This is a genomic window from Bordetella sp. H567 (assembly GCF_001704295.1).
Lineage (GTDB): Bacteria > Pseudomonadota > Gammaproteobacteria > Burkholderiales > Burkholderiaceae_B > Bordetella_C.
On the sequence record NZ_CP012334.1, the window covers coordinates 2,756,928 to 2,772,532 of the forward strand.

A 15,605-nucleotide genomic window follows, 5' to 3' on the forward strand; every position below is an offset into this window, starting at 1 on the left:
ATGAGCTTCAAGACGAGAATCAGGCAGGTGCTGTCCGCGGGCGCGGGCGCCCTGGCCTTGCTGGCCACGCTGGCCTCGACACCCGCGCAGGCGGATCCGACCGTAATTTGCTACAACTGTCCGCCCGAATGGGCGGACTGGGCGGGCCAGGTCAAGGCCATCGAAAGCGATCTCGGCATCCGCGTGCCCCTGGACAACAAGAATTCCGGGCAGGCGGTGGCGCAACTGATCGCCGAACGCAATTCACCGGTGGCCGATGTCGTGTACCTGGGCATCACCTCGGCGATCGAAGCCGCCAAGAAAGGCTTGCTCGCGCCCTACAAGCCGGCGCACTGGGACCAGATCCCCACCGACTTGAAGGACCCCGACGGCTTCTGGTTTTCCATCCATTCCGGCACCATCGGGTTTTTCGTCAATCGCGATGCGCTGGAAGGCAAGCCCGTGCCCAAGTCGTGGGCCGACCTGCTCAAGCCCGAATATCGCGGGATGGTGGGCTACCTGGATCCCAGCAGCGCCTTCGTGGGCTATGCATCGGCCGTGGCGGTCAACCAGGCCTTGGGTGGGACCATCGATGACTTCCGTCCGGCCCTGGAGTACTTCAAGCAGCTGAAGAAAAACGACCCCATCGTCCCCAAGCAGACCTCGTATGCGCGCGTGCTGTCCGGCGAAATCCCTATCCTGCTGGACTTCGATTTCAATGCCTACCGCGCCATCTACAAGGACCACGCCAACGTCCAGTTCGTCATTCCGACCGAAGGGACGGTGGCGTTGCCGTACGTGATGGCGCTGGTCAAGGGCGCCCCGCACGCGGCCGACGCGAAGAAAGTGCTGGACTACACGCTATCCGACAAAGGACAGGCGCATTGGGCACAGGCCTACCTGCGGCCGGTGCGACAGGGCGCGATGGATCCCGAACTCGCCAAGAAGTTCCTGCCCGCCAGCGACTACGAGCGGGTGCGGCCCGTGAACCTGGAGCAACTTGCCGCCAAGCAATCCGCCTTCGGCCAGGACTACCTGAAAAACGTTCGTTGATCGCGCCGCCGGCAGCCAAGAGACAACCATGCAAGACCTGACCCTGCCGCGCGGTTGGCGCGTGGCCATGCTGCTGCCCGCCCTGGTGGTGTTCCTGGCGTTCTGGCTGATACCGATCGCCGTGCTGGTACGCATTTCCGGCAACGGCGACGCGATCCAGGCATACCGGGCCGTCCTGACCAATCCCCGCTATCTGGACAGCCTGTGGCAGACGGTGCTGCTGTCGCTGCTGGTCACCCTGGTGACCCTGGTGCTCTCGGTGCTGGCCGGCCTGTTCCTGACGCGGCATGAATTCCGCGGCAAGTCCATGCTGATTTCCATGTTGACCCTGCCGCTGGCCTTTCCCGGCGTGGTGGTGGGTTTCATGGTCATCATGCTGGCCGGGCGCCAGGGTCTGATCGGGGACCTAACGCTCAGGCTGTTCGGTTTCAAGGCCGTGTTCGCGTATTCCCTGGCGGGACTGTTCCTGGGCTACCTGTATTTTTCCATCCCGCGCGTGATCCTGGCCGTGATGGCGGCGGCCGAATCGCTGGATGCTTCCCTGTACGAAGCGGCCGCGTCGCTGGGCGCCCGTTCGTGGGCGCTGATGCGCGACATTACGCTGCCCGCGCTCGCGCCCGCGCTCATCGCGTCGGGGGCCATGTGCTTTGCGACGTCGGTGGGTGCCTTCGGCACGGCATTCACCCTGGCCACGGACATCGATGTGCTTCCGATGACCATCTATACCGAGTTCACGCTGAACGCGAACGTTGCCACCGCGGCCGCGCTGTCCGTCGTGCTGGGCGTGGTCACCTGGGGCGTGCTGATGCTGGCGCGCAACTTCTCCGGCCCCTCGGTCGGCGCCGCGGGCTAGGGCCTGAGGCCCCGTGTAGGAGCAAACCATGAAGCGTGTCCTTTTCACCCTGCAGCTGGCGCTGACGCTGCTGATGTGCGCATTCCTGCTGGTGCCGGTCGGCATGTCCATCATGGCCGGCCTGACGCAGAACTACTTTCGCGGCATTTCGTCCGGGCTGACGCTGAAGTGGGTCATCCAGGTCTGGCACGACTACCAGGGCGCCATCCTCAATTCCCTGTACGTCGCGTTGGCCACCCTGGCCATCGTCGCCGTGCTGGGCGTGCCGGCCGGATACATCCTGGCCCGCTGGCGCAGCCGCTTCGCCCGCTGGATCGAGGAGCTCCTGACGCTGCCCATTGCACTGCCTGGCCTGGCCAGCGCCCTGGCGCTGATCAGCGTCTACGGCGGCGTCCGGGTTTTCCGCGAAAGCCTGGCATTCATCGTGGCCGGTCACGTCATCTTCACCTTGCCGTTCATGGTGCGCGCCGTGTCGGCCGCCTGCGCCGACGGAAGGATCAAGGTGCTGGAGGAGGGCGCGGCCAGCCTGGGTGCCCGTTTCCTGCGGCGCTTCTTTACCGTGGTGCTGCCGAACATCCGCTCGGAAATCGTGGCGGGGGCGCTGATCGTCGTGACGCTCTCGCTGGGCGAGTTCAACCTGACCTGGATGTTGCATACCCCGGAAACCAAGACCCTGCCGGTGGGGCTTGCCGATGCCTATGCATCGCTGCGCCTGGAGATCGGCAGCGCCTATACCGCCGTTTTCTTCCTGATCATCGTGCCGCTGCTGGTGCTGCTGCAGATCACCGGACGCGGTACGCCGCGCGCCGCCAAGCGCTAGCGCCGCCTCCCACGCATTCCCATCCATGAAACTCACATCCATACCCATCCGCCTGGAGCAGTGCAGTAAGACGTTCAGCGGCAACACCGTCCTGCAACCGCTGGATCTCCAGATCGGCGCGGGCGAAACCTTGGTGCTGCTGGGGCCGTCGGGATGCGGCAAGACGACCACGCTGCGCCTGATCGCCGGGCTGGAACGTCCCGATGCCGGCGGCCGCGTGCTGTTCGGCGACGACGACGTGACACGGCTGGCCATCGAGGATAGGCGCGTCGGCATGGTCTTCCAGAGCTATGCGCTGTTTCCCAACTTCACCGTGCGCGGCAACGTGGCCTATGGCTTGAAACTGCGGCGGCTTCCTGCCGCCCAGGTCGCGCGCCGCGTCGACGAATTGCTGGACATGGTCCAGTTGACGGCCCTGGCCGACAGGCCGATCGCCCAGCTGTCCGGCGGGCAGAAGCAACGCGTGGCGCTGGCCCGGGCGCTGGCCCCCGAGCCGCGCGTGCTGCTGCTGGACGAGCCGCTTACCGCCCTGGACGCCAAGCTGCGCGAGACGGTTCGCGCCGACATGGACAAGCTGCTGCGCAACCTGGGCGTGACGACGGTCTATGTCACGCATGACCAGGACGAAGCCATGGCCCTGGGCGACCGCATCGTGGTGATGAGCGCCGGCCGCATCGAGCAGATCGGCACGCCGCGCGACATCTATTACCACCCGCGCAGCCGGCACGTCGCGAATTTCGTCGGTACGCTGAACCGGCTCAGCGGGAACTGGCGCGACGGCGCCTTCCACATGGACGGTGGCGCGCTGGACTACCCCGGCGGCGACGCGGCAACGCGCGAACTGTTCTTTCGGCCGGAAGACGCGATGGTGGGCGCGGCCGACGGCGCGGCGCTGGCCGGCACCGTCGACGCGGTGCAGTTCCTGGGGGACCGCACGCGCCTGTCGCTGACCGGCATATCCGGCGCCGGCCCGGTCCTGGTGGAAGTCTCCAGCCGGACTTCGTATGAACCCGGTCAGCGCGTTGGCCTGGCGCTGGCCTCCCAGGCGGTATTTCCCCTGAACGGATGAATCATGCTGTTCGCACAAATCAGCGATCTACACATCAAGCGGCCTGGACGGCTGGCCTACAGGAAAGTGGACACGGCGGCGTACCTCGCGCGCTGCGTGGACAAGCTCAATCGCCTGCATCCCCGGCCCGACGCCGTCGTGCTGACCGGTGACCTGGTCGACTTCGGCGCGCGCGAGGAATACGAACATTTGCGCGCGCTGCTGGCGCCGCTGCGGATTCCCTACTACCTGGTCATGGGCAACCATGATGGGCGCGACGCCTTGCGCCAGGCCTTCCCCGACCACGCGTACCTGCGGCAGCACCCGGATTTCGTCCAATACGAGGTGGCGCTGGGTCCGCTGCGCCTGCTGGCGCTGGACACGCAGGATCCGCCCAAGGGCGGGGGGCGCTTGTGCGGCGAGCGTCTGCAGTGGCTGGCGGACAAGCTCGCGGCGGATCGCACCACGCCCACCGTCGTGGCCCTGCATCATCCGCCATTCCATTGCGGCATACGCCATATGGATATCCAGTCGCTGGACCTGGGCGACGCGGCGGCGCTGGCCGGGATCATCGCCCAGGCGCCGAACGTCGAGCGGCTGATCTGCGGCCACGTGCATCGCGCGGTACAGGCGCGATTCGCGGGCACGATCGCCAGCATCTGCCCGTCGCCGGCCCACCAGGTCGCGCTGGACCTGGATCCCCAAGGCCCGTCGGCCTTCGTCATGGAGCCGCCGGCGTTCCAGCTGCACCGCCATACCCCCGAAACCGGTTTGGTGACCCACCTGGCCTACGTGGACGACTTCGGCGGCGCATCGCCGTTCTACGACGCGAACGGCAACTTGATCGATTGACGCCGGTCGAATCGGCCGGCAGCCCGTCAGCTGGCGTGCTGCCGCCGGTACTCCGTCGGTGTCGTCCCGATCATCCGGCGAAACGCCGTCGCCATATGCTGCGACGAGGCGAACCCGCAGGCGTGCGCCACATGCGCGACGCTCAAGGGCCCCGCCACCAGCAGCGACTGGGCCTGCTGCACCCGCAGCAGCATCACATACCGATGCGGTGGAAGCCCCATGCTGGTCTTGAATGCCCGCGCGAAATGATAGGGCGACCGGGAGACGAGCCCCGCAAGATCGGCCAGCGACAAGTCCGTCGCAAGGTGGGCCTTCATGTAGTCCGTAAGGCGCTTCAGCTCCTTGGGCGCCAGGCCGCCCTTCAGCGGCTTGATGCCAGGCGCGGGCTGCGCGGCGCGGGCGAGCAGGGTGGCCAGCGCCATGGCCAGGCTATCGGCTTCCAGCTGGGTCAGGCCATGCGCGCTCAGCTCCCAGATTTTCTCGGCCAGCTTGATTGGCAAGGGGTCATAGCGCGCGCCGTGATGAAGCGATGCCTGGTCCTGCAGGCGCCAGGGATGTCCCCAGAAGGCCTTGGAAGAAAACTCAACGACAAGGAGGTCGATGTCGGCCCCAAGCTCGTACGTGCAGGCATGGTCGGGAGGCGCGACCAGGTAATTCGCGGCGGACAGGTCGGCGTTGAAGCGGCCCGCCCCCAGATCGATGCGGGACCATCCGCCCGCCCGCGGCGCGCAGCTGATCTGAAGCGATATGCCGTGCGCGGATTCCACGTAGTCGCCGGCGACATGACACGGCGCGCGAAACAGCTTCAGCCCGCCGGCGGACCTGTGCTCCTGCGTGAACGGATATATCGAGCGGTAATAGTCGGCGTAGCTCTGCGTGTGACTCGTTGGCGCACTATTCACGTGGCTCTCTTCCGCTTGCGGTGAATACGATGGGGGATCGCGGTGCGGATCATACGCGCAATCGCGTGACGGTTTTGCCAACATACACGAGGCGAACCAGGGCGGCGCAAGATGGTGAACACCCGCGTCAAGCCCATGAACGACGCACCGCGCCGGCTCCCTCAAAGTGATGGGCGGGGCAGGACTCCAGATGGACTCCGTGAGCACACCCCGGCAAGCCAGGGGAGTCGACCCTGGCGGCCTACCACTTACTGCAATGAAGGGAAATCATGGCAAATACAGCGAAATCCAAGTCGAGTGTCCTGCCCTCGGGCGGCGGGCAGGCCCTGCTCGATCCGAGCGATACGCTCATTCTTTTGCTCGATCACCAGGCGGGTCTGTTCCAGACCGTGAAAGACATTCCCGTCGCCGATCTGCGGCGCAATGTCGAAATGATCGCGAAGCTGGCCACGCTGCTGAAGATCCCGGTCCTGACCACCGCTTCGGAGCCCAACGGACCGAACGGTCCGCTGATGCCGGAAATCCACCAGTATGCGCCGCATGCGGTCTACGTCCCGCGCAAGGGCGAAGTGAATGCGTGGGACAACGAGGCCTTCGTCGAACATGTGCGCGCCAGCGGACGCAAGACGCTGGTCATGGCCGGCGTCTGGACCAGTGTCTGTGTCATGTTTCCGGCCCTGGACGCGCGGGCGGCGGGCTTCGATGTGTATGCCGTGATCGACGCTTCCGGCGACCCCAGCGACCTGGCCTCGCGCACGACGCTGGTTCGATTGGTGCAGGGCGGCGTTATCCCGACGTCCACCAATGCGCTGCTGTCCGAGCTTCATCGCACATGGGCCCGTCCGGAGGCGGCTGAACTGGCGAAGCTGTACGGGCTGGCCGCGCCGAACTACGCCGCTGTGGCGGAAAGCTACCAGAAGGCCCAGGAAGCCGCCAAGCTGGCGAAATAAGGGCCACGGCGGGGCGCCGCGTACGGCATCTGAGTGCCGGCGCATGGCGCTCTGCCGCCCATGCGGATGCGGAATACGCCGTTCCCTCGGAGGTGATCCCCAAAGCGGGCGAGGGCGCGGCACCCGTAGACAGGCGCGCGGAATCGCGGTAAATTTATATCGCACTACGATATATTATGGACAGTTTGGCTGTCCGCACGCGTCCTCCGCGATACATCACCGGGGCCGCGTGGAACCTGGAGGTCGCCATGAATGAATTGCTGAAAGGGCTCATCGGTGCGGAGTTGACCCTGCTGGGCATCCCGAGCCAGCCGGGCGCATCCTCCGCGACCGAAGATTCTTCCGCAGCGAAAGCGGACCACGGCGGTACGTCCGGCGCATCCAGCGATACGGCACACAAACCCGATGAAGCCGGTTCCCGGATAAATTTCACTCAACGTGATTACCGTACGGCCGGCGGTTGAGCATGAACGGACGTCGCATGGCCGGGCGCCGAGAGCGCGCACCGGCCAGCCGGGCACCTTCGGCTGCCGCAACCGCCTTTGGCGTTACAAGCAACTAGCAAAATCCGCTTCCGACAACGCCAGCCAACGGAACCCCGCACGCTGAGCGTGTTGTTCCAACGCATCCAGAAGCGACTGCCTGAGGCCTTCGGCCAGAGATAATCCGGGCCCCGGGGGCGTATCGGAAATACTTCGCCGCTTGCTGAAGCCGCCCCCCGCCGCTTCATCGGCGCGGCGGCGCGGTGCTGCCGCGGTGCACGACCTCGATGGGGAAGGACTGGAAGGCTTCGTAGGGCTGGCCGTTCAGGCGGGCCACGAGCTGCGCGGCGGCCGCATGGCCGATTTCGGTGATGGGCGTACGGATGCTGGTCAGTCCCGGCGTCTGCGTGGCACCCAGGTCCGTGTTGTCCACGCCGGTAATCGAGATATCTTCCGGTATGCGTACGCCGGCATGGCGGCAGGCCATCATGCCGCCGACGGCGAACACGTCGTTGGTCGCGACCACCGCGGTCGGTGGATCGGGCAGGGCCAGCAGGCGCGCCATCGCGTCTTCCGCGGCCTTCAAGGAAATCGGCGCGTACTGCACGCAGGCTTCGTCCAGCGCCAGTCCATTTTCGGCCAGTGCCTGCTGGAAGCCGGCGCCGCGCGTCAAGGCGCGATCGTTGCCGGGCAGCGGTGCACTGAGCAGTCCGAATCGGCGATGGCCCAGGCCGATCAGATGGCGGGTGATGGCATAGGTCGCGGCCTGGTTATCGAAGCCTATGCTCGGATGGCGCCGCAGCGGGTCCACGCCCCAGGTCAGCACATAGGGGCGCCCATAGTCCTCCAGCAGCGCGAAGAGCGCGGGATCGTGATCCAGCCCGACGAAGACGAAGGCGTCGACGCCGTGCTGGATCAGCTGGCTGGCGACCCGTACTTCGGCGGACAGATCGTAGTGCTGTTCGGCCAGGACCAGCGAATACCCGCGTTCGTCCAGATATTGATGAATCGCGCTGGTGGTGCGCGCGTAAAGCGCGTAGTCGAAGGAGGGGACCACGGCGCCGATCATCTTGCTGCGGTGACTGCGCAGCGAGCGCGCCGCGCCATGCGGCACGTAGCGTAGCTTGGCGGCGGCTTCCAGGACCCGCCGGCGCGTGTCGGGATCGACCTGCTCCGGATTGTTCAGCGCGCGCGAGACCGTTGCGGTGGATACGCCGGCCAGCCGCGCCACATCCCGAGCCGCGGATCGGCCTTTGGGTTCTTCGCGCAAGGGGTCTGGGGGTGGCAAGCGCATGGGGCGGGATTATAGCCAATTTCGCTATGCAATCGATTGCATCATAGCGGGAAGTCAGTATGCCGGCTGAGGGAAACTACCAAGGTTTTGACTATTGTGATGCGGTTCTCGCGCTGATACATTGCCAGTGTAATCGATTACATAAAGACCCGGCGCATCCTACCTATGACGCCGTGCAGCCGCGACACCGGCGTCGCGGGTGATTCATGAGGAGACACTCTTGAAGACACCTCCAGCTTCCATCCATTCCGCGGACCAGGTCACCGATCCCGCGCGGCGCACGGTCCTGAAACAAGCCGCCACGCTGGGGGCCCTCGCCCTGGGGGGCTCGTCCATGCTGCCCCTGGCCAGCGCGCGGGCCCAGCAGGCAGCCGACGACCTGGGGCCGTACAAGCAAGCCAAGATCAACTGGCGGCAGGCGGAGGGCGAATCCATTACCGTCGCCGTCATTCCGGCAAGCTACTTCGACAACCTTGTCGAGCTGATACCGCAGTTCGAGGCATTGACAGGGGTGAAGGTACGGGTCGAAAAAGTGCCGCCAGGACAGATCCGCCAGAAGGCCATGCTGGATCTTTCGTCGCGTACGGCAACCTATGCCACCCATGCCGCCGACCCGATGTACTACCCGCTCTACGTGGCGAACAAATGGGTCGAGCCCCTGGACCGCTACCTGAACGATCCCGCGCTGACCGACAAGGCCTGGTTCGACTACGAAGACATCTTCCAGGCCTGGCGGGACGCCGACTCGATCGACGGCAAGCCCTATGGCATCCCATACGACGGCGAAGTCACCGTACAGGTCTATCGCAAGGACTTGTACGACGCCAAGGGCCTGAAGGCCGCGGAAACCTACGATCAGCTGCTCGCTAACGCCAAGGCGCTGACCGACCCTTCCACGCGCATGTATGGGCTCGCGCTGCGGGGTTTCGCCGGGGCCGGGCAGAACATGTATATCTATCCGTCGATCTTCCGGGGCTTCGGCGGCAGTTGGTTCCAGGGCTCCACCCTGAAGGTGGACAGCCCGCAGGCGATCGAAGCGCTGCAATGGTATGTCGATGCCCTGGCCAAGTACGCGCCGCCGGCGGTGCGCAACTGGAACTGGCCCGATATCGCCGATGCGTTCTCGCAAGGCACGCTGGGCTGCTATATCGACGCGCATTCGTCCGCCGCGGTGATCACCAATCCGGAGAAATCGCGGGTGGTCGGCAAGATCGCCTATGCGCGCTGGCCCAAGGGGCCGGACGGCAAGCGCGTGACGTCGATCTGGAACTGGGGTTTTCCCATCAACGCGGCGCTCAAGCCGCGCGCCCGCACGGCGACCTGGCTCTTCATTACCTGGGCCGCCTCGGCGGAGACCCAGGCACGCACCTCCTGGAAGTTCAAGGGACCGGCCAAGCGTTCCGGGCTGAACAGGCTGTCCAGCTGGAAGTCGCAAGAGTTCGCCACGGCCATGGCCGGCGCGGGGGACAACTTCATTCCGGCCGCGCTGGAATCCCTGGAGCACGACACCGACGTCGACTGGCGTCCGCGCGTGCCGCAATGGCCGGCCATCGGTGAAACCATGGCCACCGCGATCCAATCGGCGCTGGTCGGCCAGAAAACGTCCAAGGAAGCCCTGGCCGAGGCGCAGAACCGCATCGCCCAAATCGTGAAGAGCTGAGCGCCGCATGAAGAACGCCGAACAGCTTGCGCCGGTCGCCAGGACCGCCGCCCTGGCCGTGCAGCGCGCGCCGCGCACGCTGGCCGCCCAGGAGTGCCGCTTCGCGCTGGCGCTGTTGGCGCCGGCGCTGCTGTTGCTGCTGCTGATCACCACGGCGCCCCTCATCTACCTGCTGTGGAACAGCCTGCAGCGCATCGATATGAGCATGCCGTGGCTGTCGGGCTTCGCCGGCCTGGACAACTACGCCAAGATGGGCAGCGATCCGCGCTTCTGGAACTCCCTGTGGCTTACCTTCATCTACACCGGCAGTACGGTTGTGCTGCAGATCGTCGTGGGCCTGTCGCTCGCGCTGCTGGTGTTGCGTATTCCGAAAGGGCAGGGCGTGCTCCGGGTGGCGGCCATCCTGCCGATCGTGCTGGCGCCGGTTGTGGTCGGCCTGTTCTGGCGCACCCTGGTGCTGGCGCCGGACGTCGGGCTGATCGACCTGGTCACGCAGGCATTGGGCCTGGGCACCTACAACTGGCTGGGCGATCCGCGGATGGCGCTGATTTCCGTGATCGCCATCCATACCTGGCAATGGACGCCGTTCGCCTTCCTCGTGCTGCTGGCCACGCTCAGCACGCTGCCGGAGGATGTCTACGAGGCTGCGCGGCTGGACCGCGCGGGGCCGTGGCAGCGTTTCGTGTACATCACGCTGCCCTTGATACGCCCCGCCATCGTGGTGGTGATGATCATGCGCATGATGACCGCGCTATCGGCCTTCGCGGCGATTTTCGCGGCGACGGGCGGCGGCCCCGGCTCGGCCACCGAGATACTGAACCTGTATGCCTATCGCACATCGTTCTCGGAACTGAACATCGGCTACGGCTCCGCCCTGGCGGTGGTGCTGATGGGCATTACCTTGCTGATCTCGTATTTCATGTTCCGCCTGCGGAGGCCGCGATGAGCGCACCGAGCGCGATGAAGGCGCGCACGGGCAGGGTGGCGGCGTGGCTGGGCGCGGCGCTGCTCCTGGCGGTATGGGCGTTTCCCGTGCTGTGGGGGCTGCTGACATCCTTCAAGACCGAGCGCGATGTCCTGGCCTATCCGCCCAAGCTGTTGTTCACGCCTACGCTGGACAACTACCGCGCCGTCATCTTCGGCTCGTCTTCCATCGTTCCCAACCTATGGTCCAGCGTGGTGTTGTCCACCTGGGCCACGGTGCTGACCATGCTGGTGGCGGTGCCCGCCGCCTATGCGCTGGCGCGGCTGCGCTATCCGGGCAAGCGCGTGTCCGGGTTCTATCTGCTGGCCACCCAAATGCTGCCGCCGGTGGGGCTGATCATTCCTTTCTATCTGGTGCTGCAGCGCATAGGCGGACTGGACACGTACAGCGGCCTGACGGCCCTGTACCTGACTTTCTCGCTGCCCTTCGCCATCTGGCTGATGGTGTCCTATTTCGAGGATATCCCCTTCGAAATGGAGGAGGCCGCACTGCTGGACCGCGCCGGCCGCCTGCGCACCTTCTGGTACGTCATCCTGCCGCAGGTCAAGGGCGGCATCGCGGTGACCACGATATTCGTGTTCCTGAACGCGTGGAACGAATTCCTGTTCGCGGTCGTACTGGGCGGCAACAACGTGCGTCCGGTGACGGTGGCGATGTTCAATTTCATTTCGGTGGAGCAGACGCAATGGGCGCGGCTGGCCGCGGGCGCGATGCTGGCGATGGCGCCGGTCATCCTCATCGGCCTGGCCGCGCAGCGCCATATCGTCAAGGGGCTTACCGTGGGTGCGGTCAAGGGCGGAGGACGGCGATGAGCCAGGTGGGACGAGTGCGCATGCAAGGCGTGGTGAAGCGGCATGGGGCCTTCACCGCCTTGCACGGCGTCGATCTTGACATCCAGCCGGGCGAGTTCTTCGCGCTGCTGGGCCCGTCCGGTTCGGGCAAGACGACCACGCTGCGCATCCTGGCCGGGCTGGAAGCCGTCAATGCCGGGCACGTGCTGCTGGACGAGGCCGACATGACGCACGCGCCTCCGGGTGAGCGCGATGTGGCGATGGTGTTCCAGAGCTATGCGCTGTATCCCCACATGACGGTGGCCGAGAATATCGGCTTTCCCCTGAAGATGGTGCGCACCCCGGCCGGGGAGATCGCCCGTGCCGTGCGCGAGGCCGCGGGCAAAGTCGATATCGCGCATTTGCTCGCGCGCCGCCCCGGGCAGTTGTCCGGCGGCCAGCAGCAGCGGTGCGCGCTCGCGCGTGCCATCGTGCGCAAACCCAAGCTGTTCCTGCTGGACGAACCGCTGTCGAACCTGGACGCCAAGCTGCGCGTCGAAACGCGCGCGGAGCTGCGGCGCTTGCAGCGTTCGCTGGGCGTGACGACGGTCTACGTCACCCATGACCAGGAAGAAGCGATGACGGTCGCGGACCGCATGGCGGTATTCATGGAAGGACGGATAGTGCAGGTGGGCACCCCCAAGGAAATCTATGCGCGGCCGGCGGACGTCCGCGTGGCAGCCTTCATTGGTACGCCGCCGATGAATCTGCTGCCTGCCCGCCTGCAAGCGGGGCAGCTGGAAGTCGCGGGCGCGCGTTTTCCCAGTTCGATCCCGTCCGGCGCGACGGCCGGTGATATCACGGTGGGCGTGCGGCCCGGCGATTTGCGCATCGACGCCGAAGGCGTCGGCGCGGAGGGCATCGCGGCGACCGTGGAGTTCGTGGAAGACCTGGGCGACAGCGCCATCGTCAACCTGAAGGCGGGCGAGCAGCGTCTGAAGGCCCGTCGGGAGAACGCCGCCGGCCTGGCAGAGGGGCAGGCGGTGCGGCTGTCCTTCGCTCCCGGCGCGGTACATATGTTCGATGGCACATCGGGACTGAGAATCTGAGATGAAGCGGCGGCGCGGGCGCGCCGCGGGCAATCACATTGCGAGCGAGGGCAAGGATGAACAGCGATACGCAGCGCAAACCCAATATCGTGCTGATATTGAACGACGATATGGGCTATTCCGATATCGGCTGCTACGGCGGCGAGATCGACACGCCCAACCTGGACCGCCTGGCGACCGGAGGACTGCGGTTCTCCCAGTTCTACAACACCGCGCGCTGCAGCCCCTCGCGCGCGTCCTTGATGACCGGGTTGCATCCCCACCAGACCGGCGTTGGCATCCTGACCTACGACTTCGGTCCCGAGGGCTACGCGGGCAATTTGAACAAGCGCTGCGTGACCATTCCCCAGGTGCTCAAGGCCAGCGGCTACCGTTCGTACATGAGCGGCAAGTGGCATGTGGCCAGCAGCCTGGTCAAGCCTACCGATACCTGGCCGATGCAGCGCGGTTTCGATGCGTTCTACGGCACCATCATCGGCGCGGGCAGCTTCTACGATCCGAATACGCTGACGCGCGGCAACGACAACATCGAGCATGAAGCATCGCAGGACAAGGAATTCTTCTACACGGACGCCATCAGCGACCAGGCCGCGGCCTATATCCGCGAGCACTGCCGCCAGCATCCCGACCGGCCGTTCTTCGAATACGTGGCCTACACCGCGCCGCACTGGCCGCTGCACGCGCATGACGAGGACATCGCCAAGTACAAGGGCCGCTTCGATGCGGGCTGGGACGATCTGCGGGCCGAGCGCCTGCGCCGGCTGGTGAAAAGCGGCATCCTGAAGGACATCTGGAAGTTGAGCGACCGCGATCCGACCCAGCCGCCCTGGGACGAGGCGCAGGAAAAAGCCTGGCTGTTGCGCTGCATGGAGGTCTACGCGGCGCAGATCGACCGCATGGACCAGGGCATCGGCCGCATCCTGCGCGCGCTGGAGGAAACCGGACAGCTGGACAATACGCTGGTCATCTTCCTGGCGGACAACGGCGCCTGCGCCGAGGACATCCCGGAGAACGTGACGGTCGACGAGCTGGTCAACAAGCTGATGATCGCCAAATCCCATACGCGCGACGGCAAGCCGGTGCGCTTCGGCAACGATCCTTCCATCATGCCGGGGCCGGAAGATACCTACCAGAGCTACGGCACCGCGTGGGCCAACCTCTCGAACACGCCGTTCCGGCTGTACAAGCACTGGATCCACGAAGGCGGCATCTCGACGCCCTTGATATGCCACTGGCCGCAAGGGATCGCGGAAAAGGGCGGCATACGCCATACGCCGGGTTATCTGCCGGACATCATGGCCACCATTATCGACATCACGGGCGCCACCTATCCGGCGGACTGGGAAGGCAACCCCATTGCGCCGCTGGAGGGCACGAGCCTGCGGCCGGCCTTTGATGGCGACACCGGCGGCGGCACCGGCCGCGGCGTCGAGCGGCCTCCCATGTTCTGGGAGCATGAAGGCAACGCGGCGGTACGCATCGGCAAATGGAAGCTGGTGCGCAAGTATCCGGGCCCCTGGGAGCTCTACGATATGGACGCGGATCGCACCGAAATGCACGATCTTGCGGCCACGCATCCCGAACGCGTCCAGGACATGGCGGCACGCTACGAGGAATGGGCGCGCCGGTGTGGGGTGATCCCACGCGAGAAGATCCTGGAGTTGATGAAGCAACAGACTTCGCCGGCGTTCTGGGAAGAAGACTACGAGCACTGAGGCGCGGCGGGTATCGTCCATGAGTCATTCCACGGTCAAGTCTTGCTGCGTGCCTTCAGGGGAGGCGGGCGCGGGGCATTCCCCGCATGAAGGCTGTCGGGGTCATGAGGGCCATCGCGCCGATGAAGGCCATCACGCTCTTCACGGCCATCACGCCCATGAAGGCGGTTCCGCGCCATCGAGCCAGGCCGGTCTCGTGGCGTTGCCGGGCGGCACGTTCATGATGGGCGGCGATGACCAGGATGGCTTTCCGGCCGACGGCGAGGGGCCGGCCCGCGAAGTGCGCATCGGCGCCTTTCGTATCGCGCCGGCCGCGGTCACCAATCGCGAGTTCGGCGACTTCGTGCGTGCCACGCAATACGTCACGGACGCCGAACGCACGGGCGCGTCCTTCGTGTTCTATTTGCAGGTCGCGGAGACGGTGCGCGACGCGATTCGGCGCGTGCCCGCGGGCCTGCCGTGGTGGTTGCCGGTGGATGCCGCGTGCTGGCAGCGCCCGGAAGGTCCTGGCTCGCATATCCACGACCGCCTCGATCACCCGGTCGTGCATATGTCCTGGTTCGATGCGCAGGCGTATTGCGCCTGGACCGGCACGCGCCTGCCTACCGAGGCGCAGTGGGAATACGCAGCGCGCGGCGGACTGCATGGGCGCAAGTATCCATGGGGCGACGAACTGCAGCCCGATGGCCGGCCGCGCTGCAATATCTGGCGCGGAGATTTCCCCGGCAAGCCCGCGCCGGGATGGCGTCCGGGGACCATGCCGGTCACGGCCTTCGAACCGAACGGCCATGGCTTGTACAACATGGCCGGCAATGTGTGGGAGTGGTGCGAAGACTGGTTCACGCCCGGCTACCACACCGAAACGGCCGCGGCCGATCCGGTCCATCTCCATCCCACCGGCCGACGGTCCATGCGAGGCGGCTCCTTTCTTTGCCACGCGTCGTATTGCAACCGCTACCGCGTCGCGGCCCGCAACTCCAACACGCCGGGCAGCACGTCCGGCAATTGCGGCTTCAGGGTCGTCGCGGTTTGAAAGCGGCAGGAAAGCCGCCGGCCTTTCCAACAAGCTCGCCGCCACGCCGCATTTGGGTCGGCGCGCCACGGGTCCGGCATATGGACGTTGGCCGCCAAGA

15 protein-coding genes are annotated in these 15,605 nt (G+C 65.7%); 13 read left to right on the forward strand and 2 right to left on the reverse strand.

Features of this window, described 5'->3' with window-relative positions; translation table 11 throughout:
- Genes AKI39_RS12380 through AKI39_RS12400 form a run of 5 tightly spaced genes read left to right on the forward strand, consistent with a single transcriptional unit; the run spans window position 1 to window position 4,605 of the window.
- Entirely contained in the window at window positions 1–1,032 is a 1,032-nt protein-coding gene (locus AKI39_RS12380; RefSeq protein WP_066636231.1) for an ABC transporter substrate-binding protein, read from the forward strand.
- A 28-nt stretch (window positions 1,033–1,060) separates the two neighbouring features.
- Window positions 1,061–1,885, forward strand: a complete 825-nt coding sequence (locus tag AKI39_RS12385) for an ABC transporter permease (protein ID WP_066636234.1) — start codon at window positions 1,061–1,063, stop codon at window positions 1,883–1,885.
- Between the two features lie 28 nt (window positions 1,886–1,913).
- Window positions 1,914–2,705: an ABC transporter permease gene (locus AKI39_RS12390; protein WP_066636237.1), complete on the forward strand. Its 792-nt coding sequence runs from the start codon at window positions 1,914–1,916 to the stop codon at window positions 2,703–2,705.
- Window positions 2,706–2,730: 25 nt separating this feature from the next.
- A complete protein-coding gene (locus tag AKI39_RS12395) occupies window positions 2,731–3,774 on the forward strand; it encodes an ABC transporter ATP-binding protein (RefSeq protein ID WP_066636240.1) in 1,044 nt (347 codons plus the stop codon).
- A gap of 3 nt (window positions 3,775–3,777) precedes the next feature.
- Entirely contained in the window at window positions 3,778–4,605 is an 828-nt protein-coding gene (locus tag AKI39_RS12400) for a phosphodiesterase (RefSeq protein ID WP_066636241.1), read from the forward strand.
- Window positions 4,606–4,631: 26 nt separating this feature from the next.
- On the opposite strand, the gene AKI39_RS12405 is transcribed toward AKI39_RS12400, so the two are convergent.
- Window positions 4,632–5,507, reverse strand: a complete 876-nt coding sequence (locus tag AKI39_RS12405) for a helix-turn-helix domain-containing protein (RefSeq protein WP_066636243.1) — start codon at window positions 5,505–5,507, stop codon at window positions 4,632–4,634.
- Between the two features lie 269 nt (window positions 5,508–5,776).
- Between AKI39_RS12405 and AKI39_RS12410 the strand changes: the two genes are divergently transcribed.
- Window positions 5,777–6,457: an isochorismatase family protein gene (locus AKI39_RS12410; RefSeq protein WP_066636245.1), complete on the forward strand. Its 681-nt coding sequence runs from the start codon at window positions 5,777–5,779 to the stop codon at window positions 6,455–6,457.
- 248 nt (window positions 6,458–6,705) lie between these two features.
- Window positions 6,706–6,921: a hypothetical protein gene (locus AKI39_RS12415; protein WP_145925262.1), complete on the forward strand. Its 216-nt coding sequence runs from the start codon at window positions 6,706–6,708 to the stop codon at window positions 6,919–6,921.
- A gap of 262 nt (window positions 6,922–7,183) precedes the next feature.
- Here the strand turns inward: AKI39_RS12415 and AKI39_RS12420 are convergent, their stop codons facing one another.
- Entirely contained in the window at window positions 7,184–8,233 is a 1,050-nt protein-coding gene (locus AKI39_RS12420) for a LacI family DNA-binding transcriptional regulator (protein ID WP_066636249.1), read from the reverse strand.
- Between the two features lie 220 nt (window positions 8,234–8,453).
- Between AKI39_RS12420 and AKI39_RS12425 the strand changes: the two genes are divergently transcribed.
- The 6 genes from AKI39_RS12425 (at window position 8,454) to AKI39_RS12450 (ending at window position 15,505) form a co-directional block, all read left to right on the forward strand.
- Window positions 8,454–9,893: an ABC transporter substrate-binding protein gene (locus AKI39_RS12425; RefSeq protein WP_066636251.1), complete on the forward strand. Its 1,440-nt coding sequence runs from the start codon at window positions 8,454–8,456 to the stop codon at window positions 9,891–9,893.
- 7 nt (window positions 9,894–9,900) lie between these two features.
- Window positions 9,901–10,839 (forward strand): carbohydrate ABC transporter permease, encoded by a 939-nt coding sequence (locus tag AKI39_RS12430; RefSeq protein ID WP_083228802.1) that lies wholly within the window; start codon window positions 9,901–9,903, stop codon window positions 10,837–10,839.
- Window positions 10,836–11,690: a carbohydrate ABC transporter permease gene (locus AKI39_RS12435; protein ID WP_083228803.1), complete on the forward strand. Its 855-nt coding sequence runs from the start codon at window positions 10,836–10,838 to the stop codon at window positions 11,688–11,690. Before AKI39_RS12430 ends, AKI39_RS12435 begins: the two co-directional genes overlap by 4 nt.
- A complete protein-coding gene (locus AKI39_RS12440) occupies window positions 11,687–12,757 on the forward strand; it encodes an ABC transporter ATP-binding protein (RefSeq protein ID WP_066636255.1) in 1,071 nt (356 codons plus the stop codon). Before AKI39_RS12435 ends, AKI39_RS12440 begins: the two co-directional genes overlap by 4 nt.
- Before the next feature lie 56 nt (window positions 12,758–12,813).
- Entirely contained in the window at window positions 12,814–14,472 is a 1,659-nt protein-coding gene (locus AKI39_RS12445; RefSeq protein ID WP_066636258.1) for an arylsulfatase, read from the forward strand.
- Window positions 14,473–14,668: 196 nt separating this feature from the next.
- On the forward strand, window positions 14,669–15,505 hold the full coding sequence (locus tag AKI39_RS12450; RefSeq protein WP_076879694.1) for a formylglycine-generating enzyme family protein: 837 nt from the start codon (window positions 14,669–14,671) through the stop codon (window positions 15,503–15,505).
- Window positions 15,506–15,605 lie beyond the last annotated feature (100 nt).

Coding starts and splice junctions, on each gene's coding strand:
- AKI39_RS12380 (WP_066636231.1), top strand. CDS start 1: ATGAGCTTCAAGACGAGAATCAGGCAGGTGCTGTCCGCGGGCGCGGGC.
- AKI39_RS12385 (WP_066636234.1), top strand. CDS start 1,061: ATGCAAGACCTGACCCTGCCGCGCGGTTGGCGCGTGGCCATGCTGCTG.
- AKI39_RS12390 (WP_066636237.1), top strand. CDS start 1,914: ATGAAGCGTGTCCTTTTCACCCTGCAGCTGGCGCTGACGCTGCTGATG.
- AKI39_RS12395 (WP_066636240.1), top strand. CDS start 2,731: ATGAAACTCACATCCATACCCATCCGCCTGGAGCAGTGCAGTAAGACG.
- AKI39_RS12400 (WP_066636241.1), top strand. CDS start 3,778: ATGCTGTTCGCACAAATCAGCGATCTACACATCAAGCGGCCTGGACGG.
- AKI39_RS12410 (WP_066636245.1), top strand. CDS start 5,777: ATGGCAAATACAGCGAAATCCAAGTCGAGTGTCCTGCCCTCGGGCGGC.
- AKI39_RS12415 (WP_145925262.1), top strand. CDS start 6,706: ATGAATGAATTGCTGAAAGGGCTCATCGGTGCGGAGTTGACCCTGCTG.
- AKI39_RS12420 (WP_066636249.1), bottom strand. CDS start 8,233: ATGCGCTTGCCACCCCCAGACCCCTTGCGCGAAGAACCCAAAGGCCGA.
- AKI39_RS12430 (WP_083228802.1), top strand. CDS start 9,901: ATGAAGAACGCCGAACAGCTTGCGCCGGTCGCCAGGACCGCCGCCCTG.
- AKI39_RS12435 (WP_083228803.1), top strand. CDS start 10,836: ATGAGCGCACCGAGCGCGATGAAGGCGCGCACGGGCAGGGTGGCGGCG.
- AKI39_RS12440 (WP_066636255.1), top strand. CDS start 11,687: ATGAGCCAGGTGGGACGAGTGCGCATGCAAGGCGTGGTGAAGCGGCAT.
- AKI39_RS12445 (WP_066636258.1), top strand. CDS start 12,814: ATGAACAGCGATACGCAGCGCAAACCCAATATCGTGCTGATATTGAAC.